At 63.3% G+C, this 17832-nt stretch carries 18 protein-coding genes; 8 read left to right on the top strand and 10 right to left on the bottom strand.

Annotated features, from left to right (window positions below):
* The first annotated feature begins 109 nt into the window (after positions 1–109).
* Positions 110–1777 (top strand): PucR family transcriptional regulator, encoded by a 1668-nt coding sequence (locus AR689_RS14055; RefSeq protein WP_231745523.1) that lies wholly within the window; start codon positions 110–112, stop codon positions 1775–1777.
* A 17-nt stretch (positions 1778–1794) separates the two neighbouring features.
* On the opposite strand, the gene AR689_RS14050 is transcribed toward AR689_RS14055, so the two are convergent.
* The 3 genes from AR689_RS14050 to AR689_RS14040 all read right to left on the bottom strand — a co-directional run bounded on the left by AR689_RS14050 (position 1795) and on the right by AR689_RS14040 (position 6016).
* Entirely contained in the window at positions 1795–4149 is a 2355-nt protein-coding gene (locus AR689_RS14050) for a glycoside hydrolase family 65 protein (RefSeq protein WP_062071118.1), read from the bottom strand.
* A gap of 30 nt (positions 4150–4179) precedes the next feature.
* Positions 4180–4911: an HAD family hydrolase gene (locus tag AR689_RS14045; RefSeq protein ID WP_062071116.1), complete on the bottom strand. Its 732-nt coding sequence runs from the start codon at positions 4909–4911 to the stop codon at positions 4180–4182.
* A 487-nt stretch (positions 4912–5398) separates the two neighbouring features.
* Entirely contained in the window at positions 5399–6016 is a 618-nt protein-coding gene (locus tag AR689_RS14040) for an alpha/beta hydrolase (protein WP_062073796.1), read from the bottom strand.
* Between the two features lie 61 nt (positions 6017–6077).
* Here AR689_RS14040 and AR689_RS14035 point away from each other — a divergent pair, with 61 nt between their 5' ends.
* Together AR689_RS14035 and AR689_RS14030 are read left to right on the top strand one after the other, a co-directional pair.
* Positions 6078–6527, top strand: a complete 450-nt coding sequence (locus tag AR689_RS14035) for a helix-turn-helix transcriptional regulator (RefSeq protein WP_062071114.1) — start codon at positions 6078–6080, stop codon at positions 6525–6527.
* A gap of 10 nt (positions 6528–6537) precedes the next feature.
* Positions 6538–6939 (top strand): VOC family protein, encoded by a 402-nt coding sequence (locus AR689_RS14030; protein ID WP_062071112.1) that lies wholly within the window; start codon positions 6538–6540, stop codon positions 6937–6939.
* 46 nt (positions 6940–6985) lie between these two features.
* On the opposite strand, the gene AR689_RS14025 is transcribed toward AR689_RS14030, so the two are convergent.
* From AR689_RS14025 to AR689_RS14015, 3 genes are all read right to left on the bottom strand, one after another.
* The gene (locus AR689_RS14025) at positions 6986–8125 is read right to left on the bottom strand and encodes a glutamate--cysteine ligase 2 (RefSeq protein ID WP_062071110.1); all 1140 of its coding nucleotides are present in this window, start codon (positions 8123–8125) and stop codon (positions 6986–6988) included.
* 39 nt (positions 8126–8164) lie between these two features.
* Complete coding sequence (locus AR689_RS14020; protein WP_062071107.1) at positions 8165–8623, bottom strand: hypothetical protein; 459 nt, start codon at positions 8621–8623, stop codon at positions 8165–8167.
* Positions 8624–8841: 218 nt separating this feature from the next.
* Positions 8842–9615, bottom strand: a complete 774-nt coding sequence (locus AR689_RS14015) for a GAF and ANTAR domain-containing protein (protein WP_062071105.1) — start codon at positions 9613–9615, stop codon at positions 8842–8844.
* A gap of 180 nt (positions 9616–9795) precedes the next feature.
* Between AR689_RS14015 and AR689_RS14010 the strand changes: the two genes are divergently transcribed.
* From AR689_RS14010 to AR689_RS13990, 5 genes are all read left to right on the top strand, one after another.
* Positions 9796–10227 carry a hypothetical protein gene (locus AR689_RS14010; RefSeq protein ID WP_062071103.1) on the top strand — a complete coding sequence of 144 codons (432 nt, stop codon included), beginning with the start codon at positions 9796–9798 and terminating at the stop codon, positions 10225–10227.
* A 655-nt stretch (positions 10228–10882) separates the two neighbouring features.
* On the top strand, positions 10883–11674 hold the full coding sequence (locus tag AR689_RS14005) for a DeoR/GlpR family DNA-binding transcription regulator (RefSeq protein WP_062071101.1): 792 nt from the start codon (positions 10883–10885) through the stop codon (positions 11672–11674).
* The gene (locus AR689_RS14000; RefSeq protein WP_062071099.1) at positions 11671–12663 is read left to right on the top strand and encodes a 1-phosphofructokinase family hexose kinase; all 993 of its coding nucleotides are present in this window, start codon (positions 11671–11673) and stop codon (positions 12661–12663) included. The genes AR689_RS14005 and AR689_RS14000 overlap by 4 nt, the downstream gene beginning before the upstream one ends.
* A complete protein-coding gene (locus tag AR689_RS13995) occupies positions 12660–14669 on the top strand; it encodes a PTS fructose transporter subunit IIABC (RefSeq protein ID WP_062071096.1) in 2010 nt (669 codons plus the stop codon). The genes AR689_RS14000 and AR689_RS13995 overlap by 4 nt, the downstream gene beginning before the upstream one ends.
* Positions 14670–14722: 53 nt before the next feature.
* Positions 14723–15001, top strand: a complete 279-nt coding sequence (locus tag AR689_RS13990; RefSeq protein ID WP_024819123.1) for an HPr family phosphocarrier protein — start codon at positions 14723–14725, stop codon at positions 14999–15001.
* A gap of 75 nt (positions 15002–15076) precedes the next feature.
* Here AR689_RS13990 and AR689_RS13985 read toward each other — a convergent pair whose 3' ends face one another.
* The 4 genes from AR689_RS13985 to AR689_RS13970 form a co-directional block, all read right to left on the bottom strand.
* Entirely contained in the window at positions 15077–15664 is a 588-nt protein-coding gene (locus AR689_RS13985) for a TetR/AcrR family transcriptional regulator (protein ID WP_062071094.1), read from the bottom strand.
* Between the two features lie 4 nt (positions 15665–15668).
* Positions 15669–16226 carry a hypothetical protein gene (locus tag AR689_RS13980; protein ID WP_062071092.1) on the bottom strand — a complete coding sequence of 186 codons (558 nt, stop codon included), beginning with the start codon at positions 16224–16226 and terminating at the stop codon, positions 15669–15671.
* A 96-nt stretch (positions 16227–16322) separates the two neighbouring features.
* Complete coding sequence (locus tag AR689_RS13975; RefSeq protein WP_062071091.1) at positions 16323–17282, bottom strand: DNA topoisomerase IB; 960 nt, start codon at positions 17280–17282, stop codon at positions 16323–16325.
* A 43-nt stretch (positions 17283–17325) separates the two neighbouring features.
* Positions 17326–17805, bottom strand: a complete 480-nt coding sequence (locus tag AR689_RS13970) for a Dps family protein (RefSeq protein WP_024819119.1) — start codon at positions 17803–17805, stop codon at positions 17326–17328.
* Positions 17806–17832 lie beyond the last annotated feature (27 nt).

The following is a 17832-nucleotide window of genomic DNA, read 5'->3' as shown; positions in this document are numbered from 1 at the left end:
CCGCCCAGCTTCTTTCCCAATAGTGACGCAGATCTCTCCCGCTCTATATGTGAATACCTCCACAAGATAGAGTGAACGCTTGTGATAACGTCCAGCTATGGACACAGCAATGGCGCTTCCAGAGCCCCAACCCGCCGAGCTCTTCCAATCCGAGCGCTACCAGTCCGGAATGCAGCAATCCACGGTCCGGCTCTCAGATTGCATCCAGCTCATGCAGGCGGATCTGGTGCACGCCAACCCCACGCCGGAGAACCTTGGGCATCCCGTATCGGACGTGCTCATGTATGACCCCCTGGACCACTGGTCAAGCGTGGACGATCGCATCATCCTGGCCGTGGGGTGCACTTACGGTTCCCCTGATTTCGATCAACTCCTCCACAGGGCCGCGAACAGCAATGCGGCCGCAGTGGTGGTCAAAGCTCACGGCGCCCGGATGGAGGAGTTGCGCGCAGCAGCCGTCCGGCACAGCCTCTCTGTGCTGGTAGCGCCGGACCATGCCGACTGGACGCGATTAGTGGCACTGGCCCGGGCATCAGTGATGGGCGCCGCCGCAGACTCGGTGTCCGGGGTGCGGCTGGGAGACCTATATGCTTTCGCCAATGCCGCTGCATCCATCACCAACGGCGCGGCGAGCATCGTGGATCCGCTGGGCCGGATTCTGGGCTATTCCACCCTGCCCGGGCAGCCCATCGACGAGCTCCGCCGCATCACCACCCTCACCTTGCAGGAAACCACCCAGCCCGCCTTCGACCAGGACTTCAAGATTGTCTACGCCGCACCGGGAGCGGTGCTGGTGCCGGCACCCGACGACGGCATGGCCCGCCTGGCGCTGGCCGTGCGGGCCGGCGGTGAACTGCTGGGGTCCATCTGGATCATCGACCCCGGGGAAGAGAAGCGCGCCACGGCATTGAACGCGCTGGATCGGATGGCGCCCTTGGCCGGGCTGCACATGCTGCACGCCCGATCGGCCTCGGACTTCGGCGAACGGCGCAACGCCGACCTCATCCGGACGCTCATGGACGACACTCCCCACGCCTCGTTCGCCGCAGCGCAACTGGGGCTCGATACCGCCAACGGGCTGGCCGTCGCAGCCTTTTCGATCGTCCGGCCGGAGACCGGAAGTTTGGAGTCCGTCCGGGAAATCCACCGGTTGCTGCACTTGGTGACCACGGTATGCAACGTGCAGTTCGGCACCAGCCACAGTGCCTTGATCGGTTCCGTGGTCTATGCGCTGCTGCCGTGTAACGGAGCCTCCCCGCGGGGCCTGCACGGCAGGATCATCCAGGAAATCGAAGCGTATTCGCACACCATCAGCTCGTTCCCCGTCATCGCCACTGTGGGCGGCATCGCCGTCAGCGTGGAGGAGCTGCCCCGGTCCAGGGGCGAGGCACTGCAGACCCTGCACTACCTGCTGAATCAGCAGGCCCGTGAAGATGGGGCTCCCAGCGTTGCACTCTTCGAAGACTTCCAGATTCCGCTGAACCTGCTCAAAATCGGGGCGTTCATTGAGGACAACGGGCTGGCTGGCGCGGATGAGATCGCCAGGATCCAAGCCCACGACGCCGCGCAGCAAACAGATTACCTGGACACGCTCCGCGCCTATTTGGCCTTCAACGGAAACATCTCCGCCATGGCCGCCGAACTCCACGTGCACAACAACACCGTCCGGTACCGCGTGGCACGCTTGGCCGAGGACTTCACCCTGGACCTGGCGGACCCGCAGAAACGTTTATGGCTGTGGTTGCGCGTGACCACCATGGACCTCGCCGCGAAGTAGCCCCGCGAAAGCCGGAACTACCGGATGATGGGGAGTCCCGCCGTCGGGAAGACGCTGGGGAAGATCGACGGCGGCGGGACGGGTACGGTTTCCAGCGGCACCGTCACGGTGTCGGTACCCACCGTGACGTGGTGGTCCCGAACGTCCAGTCGCAGCGGTTCCTCGCTGTAGTCCTGACCGGATACGAGCGTCAGTGCGATGGAACCTTGCGAGAGGTCAACGGCCAGCAAACGCCCATGAACCTTGAGCCTGAAGGACAGTCCCTCCCACTCCCCCGGCAGGCGCGGATCGAAGCGCAGTACCTCGCCCTGGTCCCGCATGCCCGCGAAACCACAGACCAAGGAACTCCAGATACCGCCGGTTGAGGCGATGTGGACGCCGTCAATCGTGTTGCCGTGGGAGTTATCGAGGTCGATGAACAGCGCCTCGGTAAAGTGCTGCAGCGCGACGTCCCCATAGCCGACTTCGGCGGCCATGATGCCCTGCACGCAGGCGGACAGGGTGGAGTCGCCGGTGGTGATGGGATCGTAGAAATCGAAGGCGCGCTGCTTCTCCTCCGCAGTGAAGTCCTGCCACTGGAGGAACATCGCCAGCACAGTATCGGCCTGCTTGAGGACCTGGTGCCGGTAGATCACCAAGGGGTGGAAGTTCAGCAGGAGCGGGTACTTGGACTTGGGCGTGTTCCAGTCCCAGGGCTCCAGGGTCATGAAGTCGTTGTCCTGGCTGAACACCTGCAGGTGCGGATCGTACGGAAGGGACATCCGCTCGGCCGCCTGGCGCCACACCATGCGCTCGGTAGCGGCGATGCCATCGTGCTCCAACGCAGCGGCGGCACGCAGGTTAAAGCGCGCCATGACGTTGGTGTAGAGGTTGTCATTGACCACGGCCGTGTACTCATCCGGGCCGGTCACGCCATGGATGTGAAACAAGCCGTCCTTGCCGAAGAACCCCAGCGAAGCCCACATGCGTGCGGTCTCAATGAGCAGATCGGCGCCCAGCTCACCCCGGAAGGTGGAGTCGCCGCTGGCCCATTCGTAGCGGTTGGCCGCAAAAGCGATGGCCGCGGCGATGTGGAACTGGGCAGTTCCTGCCGCGTAGTAGGCGCTGGCTTCCAAGCCGTTGATGGTCCGCCACGGGAACAGCGCACCATCAACACTGAGCTCCTTGGCACGCACCCGGGCGTCCGGGAGCATGGCGTGCCGTGATTCCAGCACCTTCCGGGCGCCGCACGGGTTGGTGTAGGTCAGGTACGGCAGGAGGTAGACCTCCTGGTCCCAGAAATAGTGGCCCTCGTAACCGGACCCGCTCACACCCTTGGCCGGAATGCCCGCCACGCCCGCGCGGGCAGTGGCCTGAGCCAGTTGGAACAAACCCCACCGCACGGCCTGCTGCATTTCGGGCTGCCCGCCGATGGAGATGTCCGCAGTGGTCCAGTACTCGGCGTAGTGCGCCTTGCTCTGGTCCAGAATTTCAGCAAAGGACACCAGATTGGCTTCGGCGTCCGTCGCGAGGCTTTCGCCACGGTCTTCTGCGTCACTGGAACCGGCCACCACATAACTGACGGTCTTCTCCACACGGAACGTGTCGCCGTCGTGAATGGCCAAAACGTAACGGACGGACGAGTCGTCCTCGGCCACCAGCGTCTCAAACGGCTGGCCCTCGGCGGAGATCCAGTGATCCACGGCCATGGCCACGCGCTGGCGCGATTCGGAGGTCTCCCACGCGAGCCGGAGGGAGCCGTCAGCACCCTGGAGGTGCAGCGGCAGCAGGACACGGCCGGCGTGCCGGCCCGAGCGGCGCGGGTCATGGACCGAGTGGTCCTCCACAGGCTGGTCCTGGCGGTTCACGACGCCGGAGGTGATGTCCGCGGACACGTCCCGGTCAGCTGTCAGCGACAGTTCCAGGCCAAGGCACCCGCGGGAATCGAACCCCACCGCGCGTCGCTCAACCGTGGTGACAGTAGCGCCCGAGCGACAGGCCCAGGTGATGCTTTCCTCGTAGATGCCTGTGGAGAAGTCCACGCTGCGGTGGTAGTCCAGGACGGTGGATTCGGCCAGGCTCAGAGCTTCACCGTCAATGGAGACGGTGAAGTTATTGGCGTCCGGCACGTAGACGATCCTCTGGCCGGTCCGGGCAAAACCGTAGGCATTCTCGGCGTGCTTGATGTCCCAGATCTCATGGAAACCATTGATGAACGTGCCGGGAAGCTCGCCGTCGCCCGCCGTGGAATGCGAGCCACGGATGCCGAGGTGTCCGTTGCCAAGCGCGAACAACGTTTCCAGCGTTCCCTCGTCACCAGGGACGTGGATGTTTTCCACGAGCTTCCAGGGCTCGCAGGGGAAGCGCAGCCGATCGGAGCTGATGAGTGCCATGGGCTGATGAAATCCTTTGAAAAAGTAGGGTTAGAGAAGATCGTTGAGGTCGTCCACCACCAGCGTGGCGCCGGCGTCCAGCAGGGTTTGGCGGCCTGCTCCGCGGTCCACGCCAATCACGGCGTAAAAGTTGGCACCCGCCCCGGCCTGCACACCGGACACCGCATCTTCAACCACGATGCATTCCTCCACAGGCACCTCCAACAGTCCCGCAGCGTAGACGTACGTGGCCGGGTCCGGCTTACCGGGAAGCCCGACGCCGGCAGCCACCTGGCCGTCGACCACCACCTCGAAGTGGTGGTCAAGTCCGGCGGCCTTCAGTACCGCGGGGGCGTTGCGGGATGAGGACACCACGGCCACTTTCAATCCCAGCTCCACGGCCGCATTGATGAACTTGACCGAGCCCTCGTACGGCTCAACACCACGGGAGTTCACAATCTCATTGAAGATGGCGTTTTTCCGGTTGCCCAACCCCTGCACGGTCTGGTTGTCCGGGTGGTCATGGACCGGGCCCTCGGGCAGGGTGATGCCGCGCGACGCCAGGAAATCCCGGACGCCATCGAAGCGCGGCTTCCCATCAATGTGATCGAAGTAGTCGCTCTCCTGGTAGCCCCGGGGGTGGCCGGCCTCGGACAAGTAGCCATCGAACAATTCCTGCCACGCACGCTCATGCACCACGGCAGTGGGCGTCAGCACGCCGTCGAGGTCGAACAGCAGCGCCGAAGCGCCAGTCCAGGCAGTACGAAGATCAGTCATGTGCATAGTTCCGTTCAGCGCTTACGGCGCGTGGTTTTGCGTTCGATGAGCTTGGTATGGAGCAGGTGGTTGGACGTCGATGCCGATCACGGAGCCGGTGCCTCGCCACGGACAAGCCGTGTTCGCGGACCGCCGCCGAGGCCCCGAAAATGGTTTCTTCGCCATGCGCGAAAACTGCGGTGTTCAGTGCTCGAGAGAACGGCCAAGTCCCTATGGCCCAGCCCCGGCAGGTGTTGGGTTGCCTGCCAGACCGCGTGCTCGTCATCGATACCTACATTCTCCCACGGAACACTTTCCCTACCTGCGCTGGCTGCTTCGGCCACCCTTCCCTCCTGGCCTTTCGCCTTGGCGTGGGACCCGGACCGGCCCACAAGCCAAAAGTGTAAGCGCTTACAATTTCGTCATTCAATAGAGTGTCGTCGAATGCGATTTTGTGACGCGAATCTCACCAAGGGATTGCTTCGGGAGCGCTAATGCCGTCTCATCCCGGGTGTCATCCCAGCACGTAGTACTTCAGGAAGGCGCTCACATCCACCAACTCGGGCGGCTCGATCCTGTGCCCCATTCCCGGATAGGTGCGCGCCGTCAGGGCTACATTGGCATTCAACCACTCCTCCGTGTGGTCTATGGCGTCCTCGTTGATCACGGGGTCAGCTTTGTCCCGCCCCCAGAAGAAAGGTGGCGGGGTATCGAAGGATTCACTGAGCGCCAGGAGATCGTTGTCCAGGACGAACCCGGACAAGCCAACAGTGGCTTTGAAAGCATCCGGTCTCAGGCGGAGGAGTGTGCTCGCCATGGCCATGCCCTGCGAATAGCCCAGCAGACTAACGCTGCTGTGGTTGTCCTTGACGGAATTGATCCAGTCGAACACCGCATTGGTGGACGCTATGACGTCCGAGAAGTCGTTGGTGAGGAAGTAGTCCAACAGAAACCAGCCGTAATCGTCGCCAATCACTTTGGGGCCTCGCAGCGCCGCGCAGCTGAACTCACCGGGAAGGTGCGGGAAGAGATTCACCATGCGCTGCTCGCTGGTGCCATAACCGTGCAGCATCACCAGCAACGGCGTACCCTTGCGCTGGCTTTCGGGTTTCGACCACACCACTGATTCCATGGGCACGAGCCTAGTGGACTGTTCCCGGCCAAGAATGCGCCCGCCAAAGTAGACTGTGCCCATGACTCCGCAGGAACTGGCCAACCTGGCCCATCTGCGGCGCGCACGCGACTTCATCGATCGTGAATATGCGCGTCCCTTGGACGTGCCCACCATGGCCGCCGGCGCCCTGATGTCCCCGGCCCATTTCTCCCGGCAGTTTAAGGCAGCCTACGGCGAGTCGCCGTACAACTACCTCATGACCAGACGGATCGAACGGGCCATGGCCCTCCTCCGGGCGGGAACGTCCGTTACCGATGCCTGCATGGATGTCGGCTGTACATCATTGGGTTCGTTCAGCTCACGCTTCACCGAAATCGTCGGCATCAATCCCAGCGAATACCGCGCCCGGGAGCACCACGCCGTCAAGGCCATGCCCAGCTGCATTGCCAAGCAGCACACCCGGCCGGAAAGAAACGGCAACAACAACCTGAGCAGGATTGAAGAAGCGCCCACCGCACAGCTGCAATAGCGTGTGATTCATGAACATTTCACTGAAGTACGCACACGTCACTGTCAACGATCTCGACGAGTCACTGGCCTTCTACCGGGACGCCCTGGGGTTTGAGGTCCGGAACGACGTCGGCTCCGACGGCCAGCGCTGGGTCACCATCGGAAGCGGCGCTCAGCCCGACCTTGAACTGGTCCTGTCCCCTCCGCACGCCGGCCGCTCGCAGGCCGACGGCGACGCCATCCAGGAGCTCCTCACCAAGGGCGTCATGCCGATGCTCGTGTTCACCACCGATGACCTCGACGCCACCTTCGAGAAGCTCCGGGCATCCGGCGCCGAAGTGCTTCAGGAACCGATCGACCAACCGTGGGGACCGCGCGACTGCGCCTTCCGCGACCCCAGCGGCAACATGATCCGCATTAATCAAGGCTGAGGCCACCGCCGTCGTGCACTTCTGCTGTCAGCGATGCAACCGCGTCTCAGCGGCTCAAGAGACCGGCGTCTGACCTCTCGCCGAAATCATGGGTGGAAGCAATGGCCGTGGAGACGACGTCGGACAACCGGAGCCTTCGCCCATACGCTTGCCGCTGCAGCCGTTCGCCTGTGCCCCGCCGCAGGATGTTGGCCACGCCGGTCCGCGCGAGCGCAAGATCCCCGGCGTCCGTCAGGGCCCGGCTGACGTGCTGGAGCAGGGCAGCCGCCACGGCCGACGCCGAAGAGGGCCTCTGCTCCAGCGGGTGCAGCAGCTGGTGGTTGACTCCAAAGCGGCTGGCCTTCCAGTTGGCCATGCGGATCATCGGGGTCAAAGTGCTCGACGGCGGTTCCCCCTTGCGCCATTCGCGCGCCGACGTTTCCACCAGCGCCCGGGCGATGACCGCGATGGTGAGGGCGTCCTCTGCGTAAAGGCAGACGTCGGCAATACGCAGTTCCACTGTGGGGTGGCCCCTGGAGAGCCGCGCATCGAAGTAGATCATGCCCTCATCCAAGGGCACGCCCGTCCCCAGAAGCGTGGACAGCACCGCACGGTAGCCGTCCTCCGAGCCGAAGACGTCCATGGGACCCGCCGTGGGCCATCTGTTCCAGATCTGGGTCCGGTAACTGGCGAACCCGGTATCGGCGCCCATCCAGAACGGAGAGTTGGCACTCAACGCCAGGAGGACCGGGAGCCAGTGGCGCATCCGGTCCAGGACTGCAACGCCCTCGTCCGGGGACTCAATGGACACATGGACGTGGAAGCCGCAGGTGAGTTGCTCACGCGCAATCAGTCCAAACTCGTTGCCCATGGTGGCGTAGCGCTGGTTGCCCGCGGTGGGCGTTGCGTGAAAAACAGGTGGTGTGGCCAAAGCCGCGACGCGCGCACCGACCGCACGGGCCGCCCAGTCCGCCAACTCCCGTCCAGCGCGGATTTCGGCTCGCAGTTCCGTGGCGGTCCGGCACGGGCGCGAGTTGACCTCGATCTGTTCCTGCTTAAACTCCGATTTCAGCGACGGCCCGCTCTCGCCGCCGGGGTCCGCATCCGAGGGGTCGGCTGCATCCAAAAGTCCTGAGGCCAGAGCCAAGGGCAACCCGTCCCCGGGATCGGCGATCAGCAGTTCCTCTTCGACGCCAAACGTACGCATTGCCACCCCTCCCCGCGTTGAGTTGTTGCGAGACGGCCCCTATCCAACGTGGCGCGGAACCTCCATTTGAAAACCGCAGCGGCAATGCAGCACTTGCGTCTGCAGGTACACCTCAAAGAGGCTCGGACCATCCGGATCATCAGTGGTCCGGGGAGCCTCGATGACACGTTCCGTGGGGCGTCCCAGGGTCATGGGATCGCCACAGTGGGTGCAGCTGAACCAAAGTCCGGCTGCGGAAGTGGACAGGAATTCGCTCTGGATGGCCGGTGCCAAGGCCTCCAAGCGGACGGCATGGGCGTAAAACGTATCGCATTCGCTGCATGTGTAGCTGACGTCAACGATCTCCACTTGATTCGGCGCTGCCTCCACAACCGTCTCAATAAAAATGTAGGAATCAGTAGTGCAAACGGTGCACCACGGGCGTGCTCCGGTATCCGCAGGTGCAGCTGCCCCCAGGCTTGCAGGCTTTGGGGCGGGAATCGGGGAACCAAGCGTCATTGCCATTCTCCTTTTGCTCCTTCAAGGAGCCTGCATGGAGGCACGCCGAAAGCCGGCCGAAAAGGGCCGCGGCTATAGAGGTGCAGTTTTTGGACCATCTCGGATGGCTCCAACTCATGAGGCTCCGAGGGCTATCTGCTTAACCCAAGTATGAATGTAGTTCACCAGTGGCGGCCGTCACAAGTGATGGGGTGGCTGCCACTCCTCAGGAGTGTGCCTTAGGCGTCGAAGTGGGCCACGGGAGCTTGCTTCGCCACGCTCTTGACCAAGGACTCCGCGACGTCCCGCAACTTCTGGTTCCGGGTGCTCGATGCCTTCTTGAGGATCTGGAAGGCCTCCTCCTGCGTGCAGCGATTTTGACCCATGATGATTCCGCTGGCCAAGTCGATCACAGTGCGTGTCTGCATGGCTTCCTGGAGATCCTCTGCATGCTGCTGCTTCACTCCTATTCGGACAGCCAAACGCAGCGAGCGCTCGGCCTGGCTGGCGTAGAGCTCGCAATTCCGAATGGTTGCTTCGTCAAAAGCGTGGGCTTGCGGAGCGAAGAAGTTCAGGGCTGCCGTGGCTCCTTCATCCAATTCCAAGGGAACACAAAGCGCCGAAAGGTGCCCCCGCTCGGCAATCACAGTGCAGTATTCGGACCAACGGTCTTCGGCTGACGTGTCAGGAACATGCTGAGTCCCATGGCTGCGCATGGCTTCCAAACACGGACCATCTCCGTACGCCTGCTGAACCTCATCGATCAGCCTGGCCTCGTGAGTGCTTCCCGCCACGGTGGCGGTGCGCCGGCGACGGCTAAGAGTAATGCCGCACAGCACATTCATGCCAACGGCCTGCGACACCGCGGAAGCCGAAAAAACAGCAAGCTCGTGCAGGAACCCGCCCACATCCTCGCTGTCAATCACCAAGTCCTGCAACTGCTCAGGCACCGAAACATCGTCGGGCGCAGAGACAGCCTGAGGCGCCGCAAAATCAACGTTCATTTCGTCCATGCCTCATTTTACGGTCGCCTGGCCCCAACTCGTCACCTCGTCGGCAACGGGAAACAGAATCCTTGCATCTGGCGTGCACCTATGTGCACAATCGACGTGTAGTCCACATCACAGGACCCATGCTTTCCAGCTCATGCAGACGGGCGTCCCGCATTTTTGTTGATGCAGAGGTACAGACCCATGCCGGCTCAGCCAGCGTCCAGAGTCCCGGACGAAGCACACCAACCCCCGGATGAACCGTTGTGGTGCTCGCGCTGCAATACGGACCAGAACCTTGTGGTGAACTCGATTCAATCCCACTACCCGCCCGCACCCAACATGGTGGAAGTGGCTTACGAATGCCATACCTGCAAGTACACCTATGAACACCTTGCCTCCGTTCGACGCGTGGCAGCGGTCCTGAACCGCCCAGGCGTTCCTCAGGGCGTACTGCAGTTCGGCGGACAGTACTTGCATTGCGGTGAACCGATGAAGACCAGAAGCTGCGAATTGCGCAGGATCCAGGCCCCCCTGGTGCTGGATCCGGGGTCCCGGCCGCAGATGTACGAGGTACTGATCAACACGCGCATCCTCGGTTGTCATTGTGGTTTCCGCATGGAAATTCCCGATTGAGGGAGCGCCGTCATCAGGAACCGAGCCACCAGCAGTCTTGGAGCTACCGGAAGGGAAAGCATGCACGCAGAATCACTAAGAACAGAGCCTTCGACCACGGGCGGAAAGCCGGGGCAAGCGGGCAAGCGCCTGCTCCCTGACCCCCCGGACCCAGATAATCTACCCATCGACTACCCGGGCCCGGGGCGGGATTCCAGCAGGTTCTCCGCCGCCGATCCCGGAAGTCCCCGGCCGCAACACCCGGCTCAGCGGCGGGGCGCGTGATCATGAGCGAATTCCCACCAGACCGCTCACATCCTGACCCCACCCGCGAACCGGGTCCCACACCTGAGCCAGTTCCCTTGCCTGAGCCAGGTCCTCCGCCCATACCGGAGCCGACCCCAACCCGGCCGACACCAGGGCCTGGACCGGGAGAACCGCCAGTACCCCTGACGTAGTCGCCAGGGATTCGAACGAGGGCGTGCCGCGCTACAGGGAGCGCGGCACGCCCTTTCTCGTGCACTCGGGACCGCGCCTCCACCTTTTAATCTGTGTTTATGTTGTTTTCTCTTGACTAGCCAACACAAACACAGATAGAGTCAAGCAATTCCACATCGTTGTGACAGCAGTCACTGATGTGGCTGCACCGCTAAGCAGCTTGACCAATGGAGGGTAAGTGTTCGCCGAAGAGCGCCAGCAACTGATCTCCGCACTCGTCGCAGAGCGCGGACGGGTGAGCGTCACTGACCTCGCCGACCGTTTCAGCATCACCACTGAAACAATCCGCCGCGACCTCGCGGCCCTTGAAGGCTCCGGCAACCTGAGGCGTGTACATGGCGGCGCCGTTCCCTCGGACCGCTTCAGCACCCGCGAAGAGAGCATCCTCGAACGCGCAGTCCAGCGTCAGCTGGAAAAGCACCGCATCGCCCAGGCAGCACTCACCCTGATCCCGCAACTCACCACCGGGAGCATTCTCCTGGACGCTGGTTCCACCACGGAAACACTCGCAGACCTGCTGGCCCAGCAGACACCCTCGGCCACTGGAAACGATGAACTCGTGGTCATCACGCACGCCATTCCCATCGCAGGCAAGCTGTCCTCCACGCAAGGGATAGCACTCCAAATCCTCGGCGGCCGCGTCCGCGGACTGACGCAGGCCGCCGTCGGGCAGTCCACCGTGGAAGCAGCGCACAAACTTCGCCCGGACATCGCCTTTGTCGGAGCCAACGGCATCCACGCAACGTTCGGGCTCAGCACCCCTGATCCAGAGGAAGCCGCGGTCAAAGCCGCCTTCGTCACCTCAGCCCGCCGCGTAGTGGCCCTTGCCGACTCTTCCAAGCTGGATGCCGAAACCCTGGTCCAGTTCGCCAACCTGAAGGATGTTGACACCTTGATTACAGACGGCGAACCGTCCGCCGAACTCGCAGCAGCCTTGGCCGATGCCGGTGTTGACGTGGTGATCGCATGATCGTCACGTTGACCGCCAACCCCAGCTTGGACCGCACCGTTGAGCTTCCCGCTGCCTTGGCCCGCGGTGAAGTGCAGCGAGCCGTGGCTGTCCACCAGGAATCCGGTGGAAAGGGCGTCAATGTATCGCGGGCGCTCGTGGCCTCCGGCCTCGACACCCTGGCCGTCCTTCCCGGCGCCGACTCGGACCCTGTCCTTTCAGGACTGCACGACGGCGGTGTCCCGTTCGCCGCGCTGCCTATCGGTCAGGCGCTGCGCAGCAACGTCACGCTCACCGAACCCGATGGCGTCACCACCAAGATCAACGAACCCGGCCCGGAACTGAGCGGTGACCAGCAGGAAGCCCTGATCGGGCTGCTGCTGGAACGCTCCCGTGGCGCCAGCTGGGTGGTTCTCGCAGGATCGCTCCCACCAGGAGTGCCCGCGGATTTCTACGCCACCATCGCTCGTCGACTCCGGTCGAGTGCGGACGGAACGGCAGCCCCCAACATCGCCATTGACTCCTCCGGGGCGCCGCTCGCGGCCGCTTTGGTGGGCGATGCCGCAGGGAAGCCGGACCTCCTCAAGCCGAACGCGGAAGAACTCGCAGAACTTGCTGCCGCCGCCGGTTTCACCAACGTCTCCACTGCTGAGGAACTGGAAGCGGATCCGGCCAAAGCCGCTGAAGCCGCAGCCGCCGTCGTCGCCAGCGGTGTAGGCGCCGTTCTAGCAACACTCGGGTCCAAAGGAGCAGTCCTGGTGACGGCGGACGGAGCATGGCTTGCCACGCATCCGCCCATCAAAGCCGTCAGCACGGTGGGCGCCGGGGACTCTTCACTGGCCGGTTACTTGCTGGCCGCAACCCAAGGCGGCTCTGCGCAGGACTGCCTTCGTCAAGCCGTGGCACATGGTGCCGCTGCTGCTTCGCTGCCGGGCTCCACTGTCCCGGCAGTCCACCAGACAACCCCCGATGCCGTAATCATCACGGCCCTCCAGAAGGACTCACAGTGACCCAGCTGATCACAACCCAATTGGTCACCCTCGACCAAAACCTGGGCGACTCCCCTGCCGACGTCATCCGCGTCCTGGCCGGCAAAGTTGCCGCCTCCGGCCGTGCTTCCGAGGTGGAAGGGCTCTTTGCCGACGCGTTCGCCCGTGAGCAGAAGACCGCAACCGGCGTCCCCGGTGGCATCGCCATCCCGCACTGCCGCTCCGCTGCAGTCCAGGAACCTGCCCTTGCCATGGCCCGCCTGTCCCACAAGGTGGACTTCGGAGCCAAGGATGGTCCCGCTGACCTCATCTTCTTCATCGCAGCCCCGGACGGAGCGGACCAGGAACACCTGAAGCTGCTCTCCAAGCTGGCCCGTTCGCTGATCAAAAAGGACTTCACGGCAGCACTGCGTGCGGCTTCCTCCGCAGAAGAAATAGTGGAGCTGGTGGACGGCGCGCTGGCTGATAAACCGGCCGCTGCACCTGCCGCTGCTGCGGCCCCCTCAGCAGGCACGACGACGACTGCCGCACCAAAGCGCATCGTCGCCGTCACCGCTTGCCCAACCGGCATTGCGCACACGTACATGGCTGCCGACTCGCTGGTGGCCGCTGCTAAGGAAATGGGTGTTGACCTCCAGGTGGAGACCCAAGGTTCCTCCGGCGCCAAGCCTCTGGACCCCGCGGTGATCGCTGCCGCGGACGCCGTGATCTTCGCAGTCGACGTCGATGTCCGCGGCAAGGAGCGTTTCGCCGGTAAGCCGGTCATCAACGCACCGGTCAAGCGTGGCATCGACGAGCCGGAGAAAATGGTCCGCGAAGCTCTTGCGGCTGCCGAAGACCCGCACGCACGCCGTGTGCCGCACTCCGGCGCTGAAGAGCAGGCCGAGCGTGCCGAGGAGGAAAAGGGCGAGCACATCGGCCAGAAGCTGAAGCGTGCCCTCCTCACCGGCGTCTCCTACATGATCCCGTTCGTGGCTGGCGGCGGTCTGCTGATTGCCCTTGGATTCCTGCTGGGCGGCTACGAAATCACTGAGGTTGCGGACAAGGTGGTGTTGGAGAACAACTTCGGCAACCTGCCTGAAGGCGGGCTCGCCATTTACCTCGGTGCGGTCCTGTTCAAGATCGGTGCCCTGTCCATGGGCTTCCTCGTTCCGGCTCTTGCCGGCTACATCGCCTACGCCATCGCCGACCGGCCGGGCATTGCCCCCGGCTTCGTTGCCGGTGCAGTATCAGGCTTCATGGGTGCCGGGTTCCTCGGCGGCATTGTGGGCGGTCTTCTGGCCGGCTACATCGCGCATCTGATCGGGACGTGGCAGGTACCCCGCTGGCTCCGCGGCTTGATGCCGGTTGTGATCATCCCGCTGCTGGCCTCCATCGTCGCTTCGGGCCTGATGTTCCTGGTCCTGGGCGGTCCCATCGCCGGCCTCACCGTGGCTCTCAACAACTGGCTCACGGGCATGAGCGGCGCCTCCGCCGTAGTCCTCGGCATCATTCTTGGCCTCATGATGTGCTTCGACCTCGGCGGCCCGGTCAACAAGGTTGCCTACGCCTTCGCAGTGGCTGGCCTGAGCGCCGGCAGCGCTGACAACCAGGCACCGTGGCTCATCATGGGCACCGTCATGGCCGCGGGCATGGTTCCGCCGCTGGCCATGGCCCTCGCGACAGTCCTGAACAAGAAGCTCTTCAGCCTCGCAGAACGCGAAAACGGCAAGGCCGCCTGGCTGCTGGGTGCATCGTTCATCTCCGAAGGTGCCATTCCGTTCGCTGCGGCGGACCCGCTGCGCGTCATCCCGGCCAGCATGGTGGGAGGCGCACTCACAGGCGCCCTCTGCATGGCTACCGGGGTCACCTCACAGGCTCCCCACGGCGGTCTCTTCGTCTTCTTCGCCATTGGCAACCTGCCGATGTTCATCATCGCCATCGTCGCCGGAATGGTGGTCAGCGCGCTGGCCGTCATCGCCCTGAAGCGCTTTGCAGTCAAGAAGCCGGTCGAAGCCGAAGCCACCCCGGCCACCGTCAGCGTCTAGACTTCCCCCAAAGCCACCTCCTCAACCGCCACCCTTCATAAAAAGGAGCACCAATGCCAGAACGTACAGCAACCATCGCAAGCCGTGTGGGCCTCCACGCCCGCCCGGCAGCCATCTTCGCGGAGGCAGCCGGAGACCTGGACATCGACGTCACCATCGCACGTCAGGGCGAGCCCGCCGATGACGCCATGGACGCCGCCAGCATCCTGTCCCTCATGAGCCTGGGCGCCTCCCACGGCGACGTCGTAGTGCTCCGCGCCGAAGGTGAAGGCGCAGACGCCGCGCTGGACAGCTTGGTCAAGATCCTCGAAACGGACCACGACGCCGAGTAGGCAACCACTCAGCGGGCACGGAAAGAGCCTGGCGACACCCGCATGTGGGTGTCGCCAGGCTCTTTGCGTTTTCCCTTAGGGTTCGGCGAGCTCGTCGAGGTGGCGTGCGAGCATGCTGAGCATGGGACCAGCCGCCTTCAGTTCTCCACTCCATAACCCGTTCATCGCGATCCCATCCAGGAGCGCGCGTAGCCGCTGTGCTTCATACTCGGGGTCGCGGCCCCGGTGGAACTGACCCGCTTCAGTCAGGATCCGGACGGCGGCGTGGCATGCGCGCCCGACGCCGTCGCTCAGCCGGACCGCAGCAGGACGCAGCTCGCTGTCGGTGAGGGAAAGCACGCCGAGCTGGACTTGCGCCACGAGTTCCAGGCGCCGTTCTTTGTCGAGAGGTAGCAACTGCAACAGCAGCTCATCAACCAGAGCCCGCCCGGTGACCTCGAGTGCCATCATCCTGGCGATGACGCGATTCTCAATGAGCTGCAGGCAGTACTCCCGAAGGGCATGCTGCGTGGCGAACGCACGCCGCAGCGAGGCCGCGGCGATGCCGGCTTCCGCTGCGACCCCCCGCACGGACAGGCCAGACAATCCATCACGTTCGAGGACACGTAGGGAAGCTTCAGCAATTGCTGCGGTACGTGCCTCTGCGTCGATTCTGCGTGGCATGGTCTCAGCGTGAAGGAGTAGCGGCCGGCAGTGCCCGGGCGGGCTTCTTCGGCCAGATCGTGTAGCTCACAGCCCACAGGAAATCGATGGCGAAGATGAGGCCCAGAATACGAAAGAACTCGGACAGGGCAGCGGTTCGTTCTGCGTCGTCCACGAGAAGGATGATCGCTCCCAGCGTCGCCGCCGCGATCACCACCGCCAGCGTGGTGAGAAGTACATCCCGCCAGCACTTCACCGTGTAACGGGTTCCTGTGAGTCGTTCAGGCGCGGGTCCGCCGGCGAACCGGTGCTGGAAATGCGCGTCCGCCCAGGACACCATGCGTTTTCCGTAAGCGATTGAGACGCCAATGTAGATCGCTGCCAATCCGTGGTGCCACGAGGCTGTCCCCCCGCCCAGCAGATCCACAGCGACCAAGGCAAGCAGAACAGCATCGATCACCGGAGCAAGGAGCAGGAGAGCTCCGCCAAGGCGGGGGCGCCGCAGCACATACCGAGCTGTTAGGCCAGCGAGAATCGCTACCCAGAACGCAACTTCGCACACCACGATTGCGAACAGAATCATCGAAAGCTCCTCAAGCCGTGTGCCGACAAGGCGATGGCCGCCGTTTTGTTAGTACGAGTGTACTCAAAAAACGACAGGATCAGCCCAGGGGTGGGCCTAAATCTTCGGCTCGCCGTTCAAGTAAGCCGCGATCGACGCCTCGGTAGGCTTCACGTCCTTGAGCTCTTCGGACAGGTAGCCCTCAATGATCCTGGGGTCCACGTAAGAGGAGCGGGCCACCGACGGGGTGTTACCCAGAAGCTCCGAAGTCTCCTTGATGGCCCGCACAATCGCTTGGCGGGGCGTTCCTTTGTGGCCGGATTTGATCAAGCTGAGAGCCGCCGCGGCCGTACCCTTCCACGTCCGGAAATCCTTGGACGTGTACGCCTCCCCGGCGATTCCTCGCAGGTATTCGTTGATCATGGACGCGTCGACGGATACCCATGTTCCGTTGGCCTGGTAGGCCAGCAGGCGCTCCTTGCCCGGACGCTCCGCCAGCGGTTCCAGGAACGCTGCCAGCGCGGGATCATGGATGGACATATCCCAGAGCTGGCCGCTCTTGCCGGGGAACTTGAGGAAGACGTCCGGCCCGTCCACCCTCGCGTGGCGGCAGCGGAGCGTGGTGAGCCCGTAGGAGCCGTTCTGCTTCATGTAAATCTCCGAGCCAACGCGCAGGGCACCCAGGTCCATGAACCGCACTGCAGCAGCAAGGGTCTGTTGCCGGGGGTCGGCGCCGTCTTGAAGATGGACCGTCACGTTGCGGCGAACCGCAGGCAGGACAGATCCCAATTTGGCAGCGCGGATGAACTTCTCGGTGTCCTTCCGCTCCCGCCAGCCCGGGTGGTAGATGTATTGGCTCCGTCCAGCAGCATCCACACCCGTGGCGAGAATGTGCCCATGCTCGAAGGGGCTGATCCACACATCGGTCCACGCAGGCGGGATCGCCAGCGCATTAATGCGCTGGCGATCCTCTTTGCTGACCAAGCTTCCGTCCGGGTGGCGGTAGCTGAATCCCTTCCCTACCTTGCGCCGGATAATGCCTGGCTTGGAGAGGTCACTCCGTTTCAACCTGGGCACGGTCTATCCGCCCTGTTCGCAAGCAGCCGGGTCCGGGTGCCGTTTAGGCTTCGTCCGGGTCCGTCACGGCAGCGCCGGCGTTCATGATTTCCGCGTTGATCATCCACACCAGCTGCTCCAAACGGGAGATGAAGGCATGCAGGAGGTCCGCCGTCGTGGGGTCTTCCTCGTCCACTTCGTCATGGACGTCGCGCATGGTCTGGACGGCGCGTTCCACGCGGTCGGTGACCAGTTTTACCGCGTTCTTGGTGTTCACCAGGCCGGCGGGGAATTCCTCAAGGCGCGTGCCCTTGGCGATGGTCGCACTGCGGCCGTCAGGAAGGGCGTGGAGCGCCCGCATACGCTCTGCGGTATCGTCCGCAAATTCGCGGGTGGCCACCACGAGCTCGTCCAACTGCAGGTGAAGGTCCCGGAAGTTCGGTCCCACGATGTTCCAATGGGCCTGCTTTCCCTGGAGCTGTAGCTCGATAAGGTCTGTCAGGACGATCTGAAGGTTGTCTGCAAGTTGCTGTGACGCTTTCATGTGTTCCTCTCTTGGACATTCATCTGA

The organism is Arthrobacter sp. EpRS71 (assembly GCF_001512285.1).
Taxonomy (GTDB): Bacteria; Actinomycetota; Actinomycetes; order Actinomycetales; family Micrococcaceae; genus Arthrobacter.
This window is presented reverse-complemented; position numbering and strand designations above follow the sequence as displayed.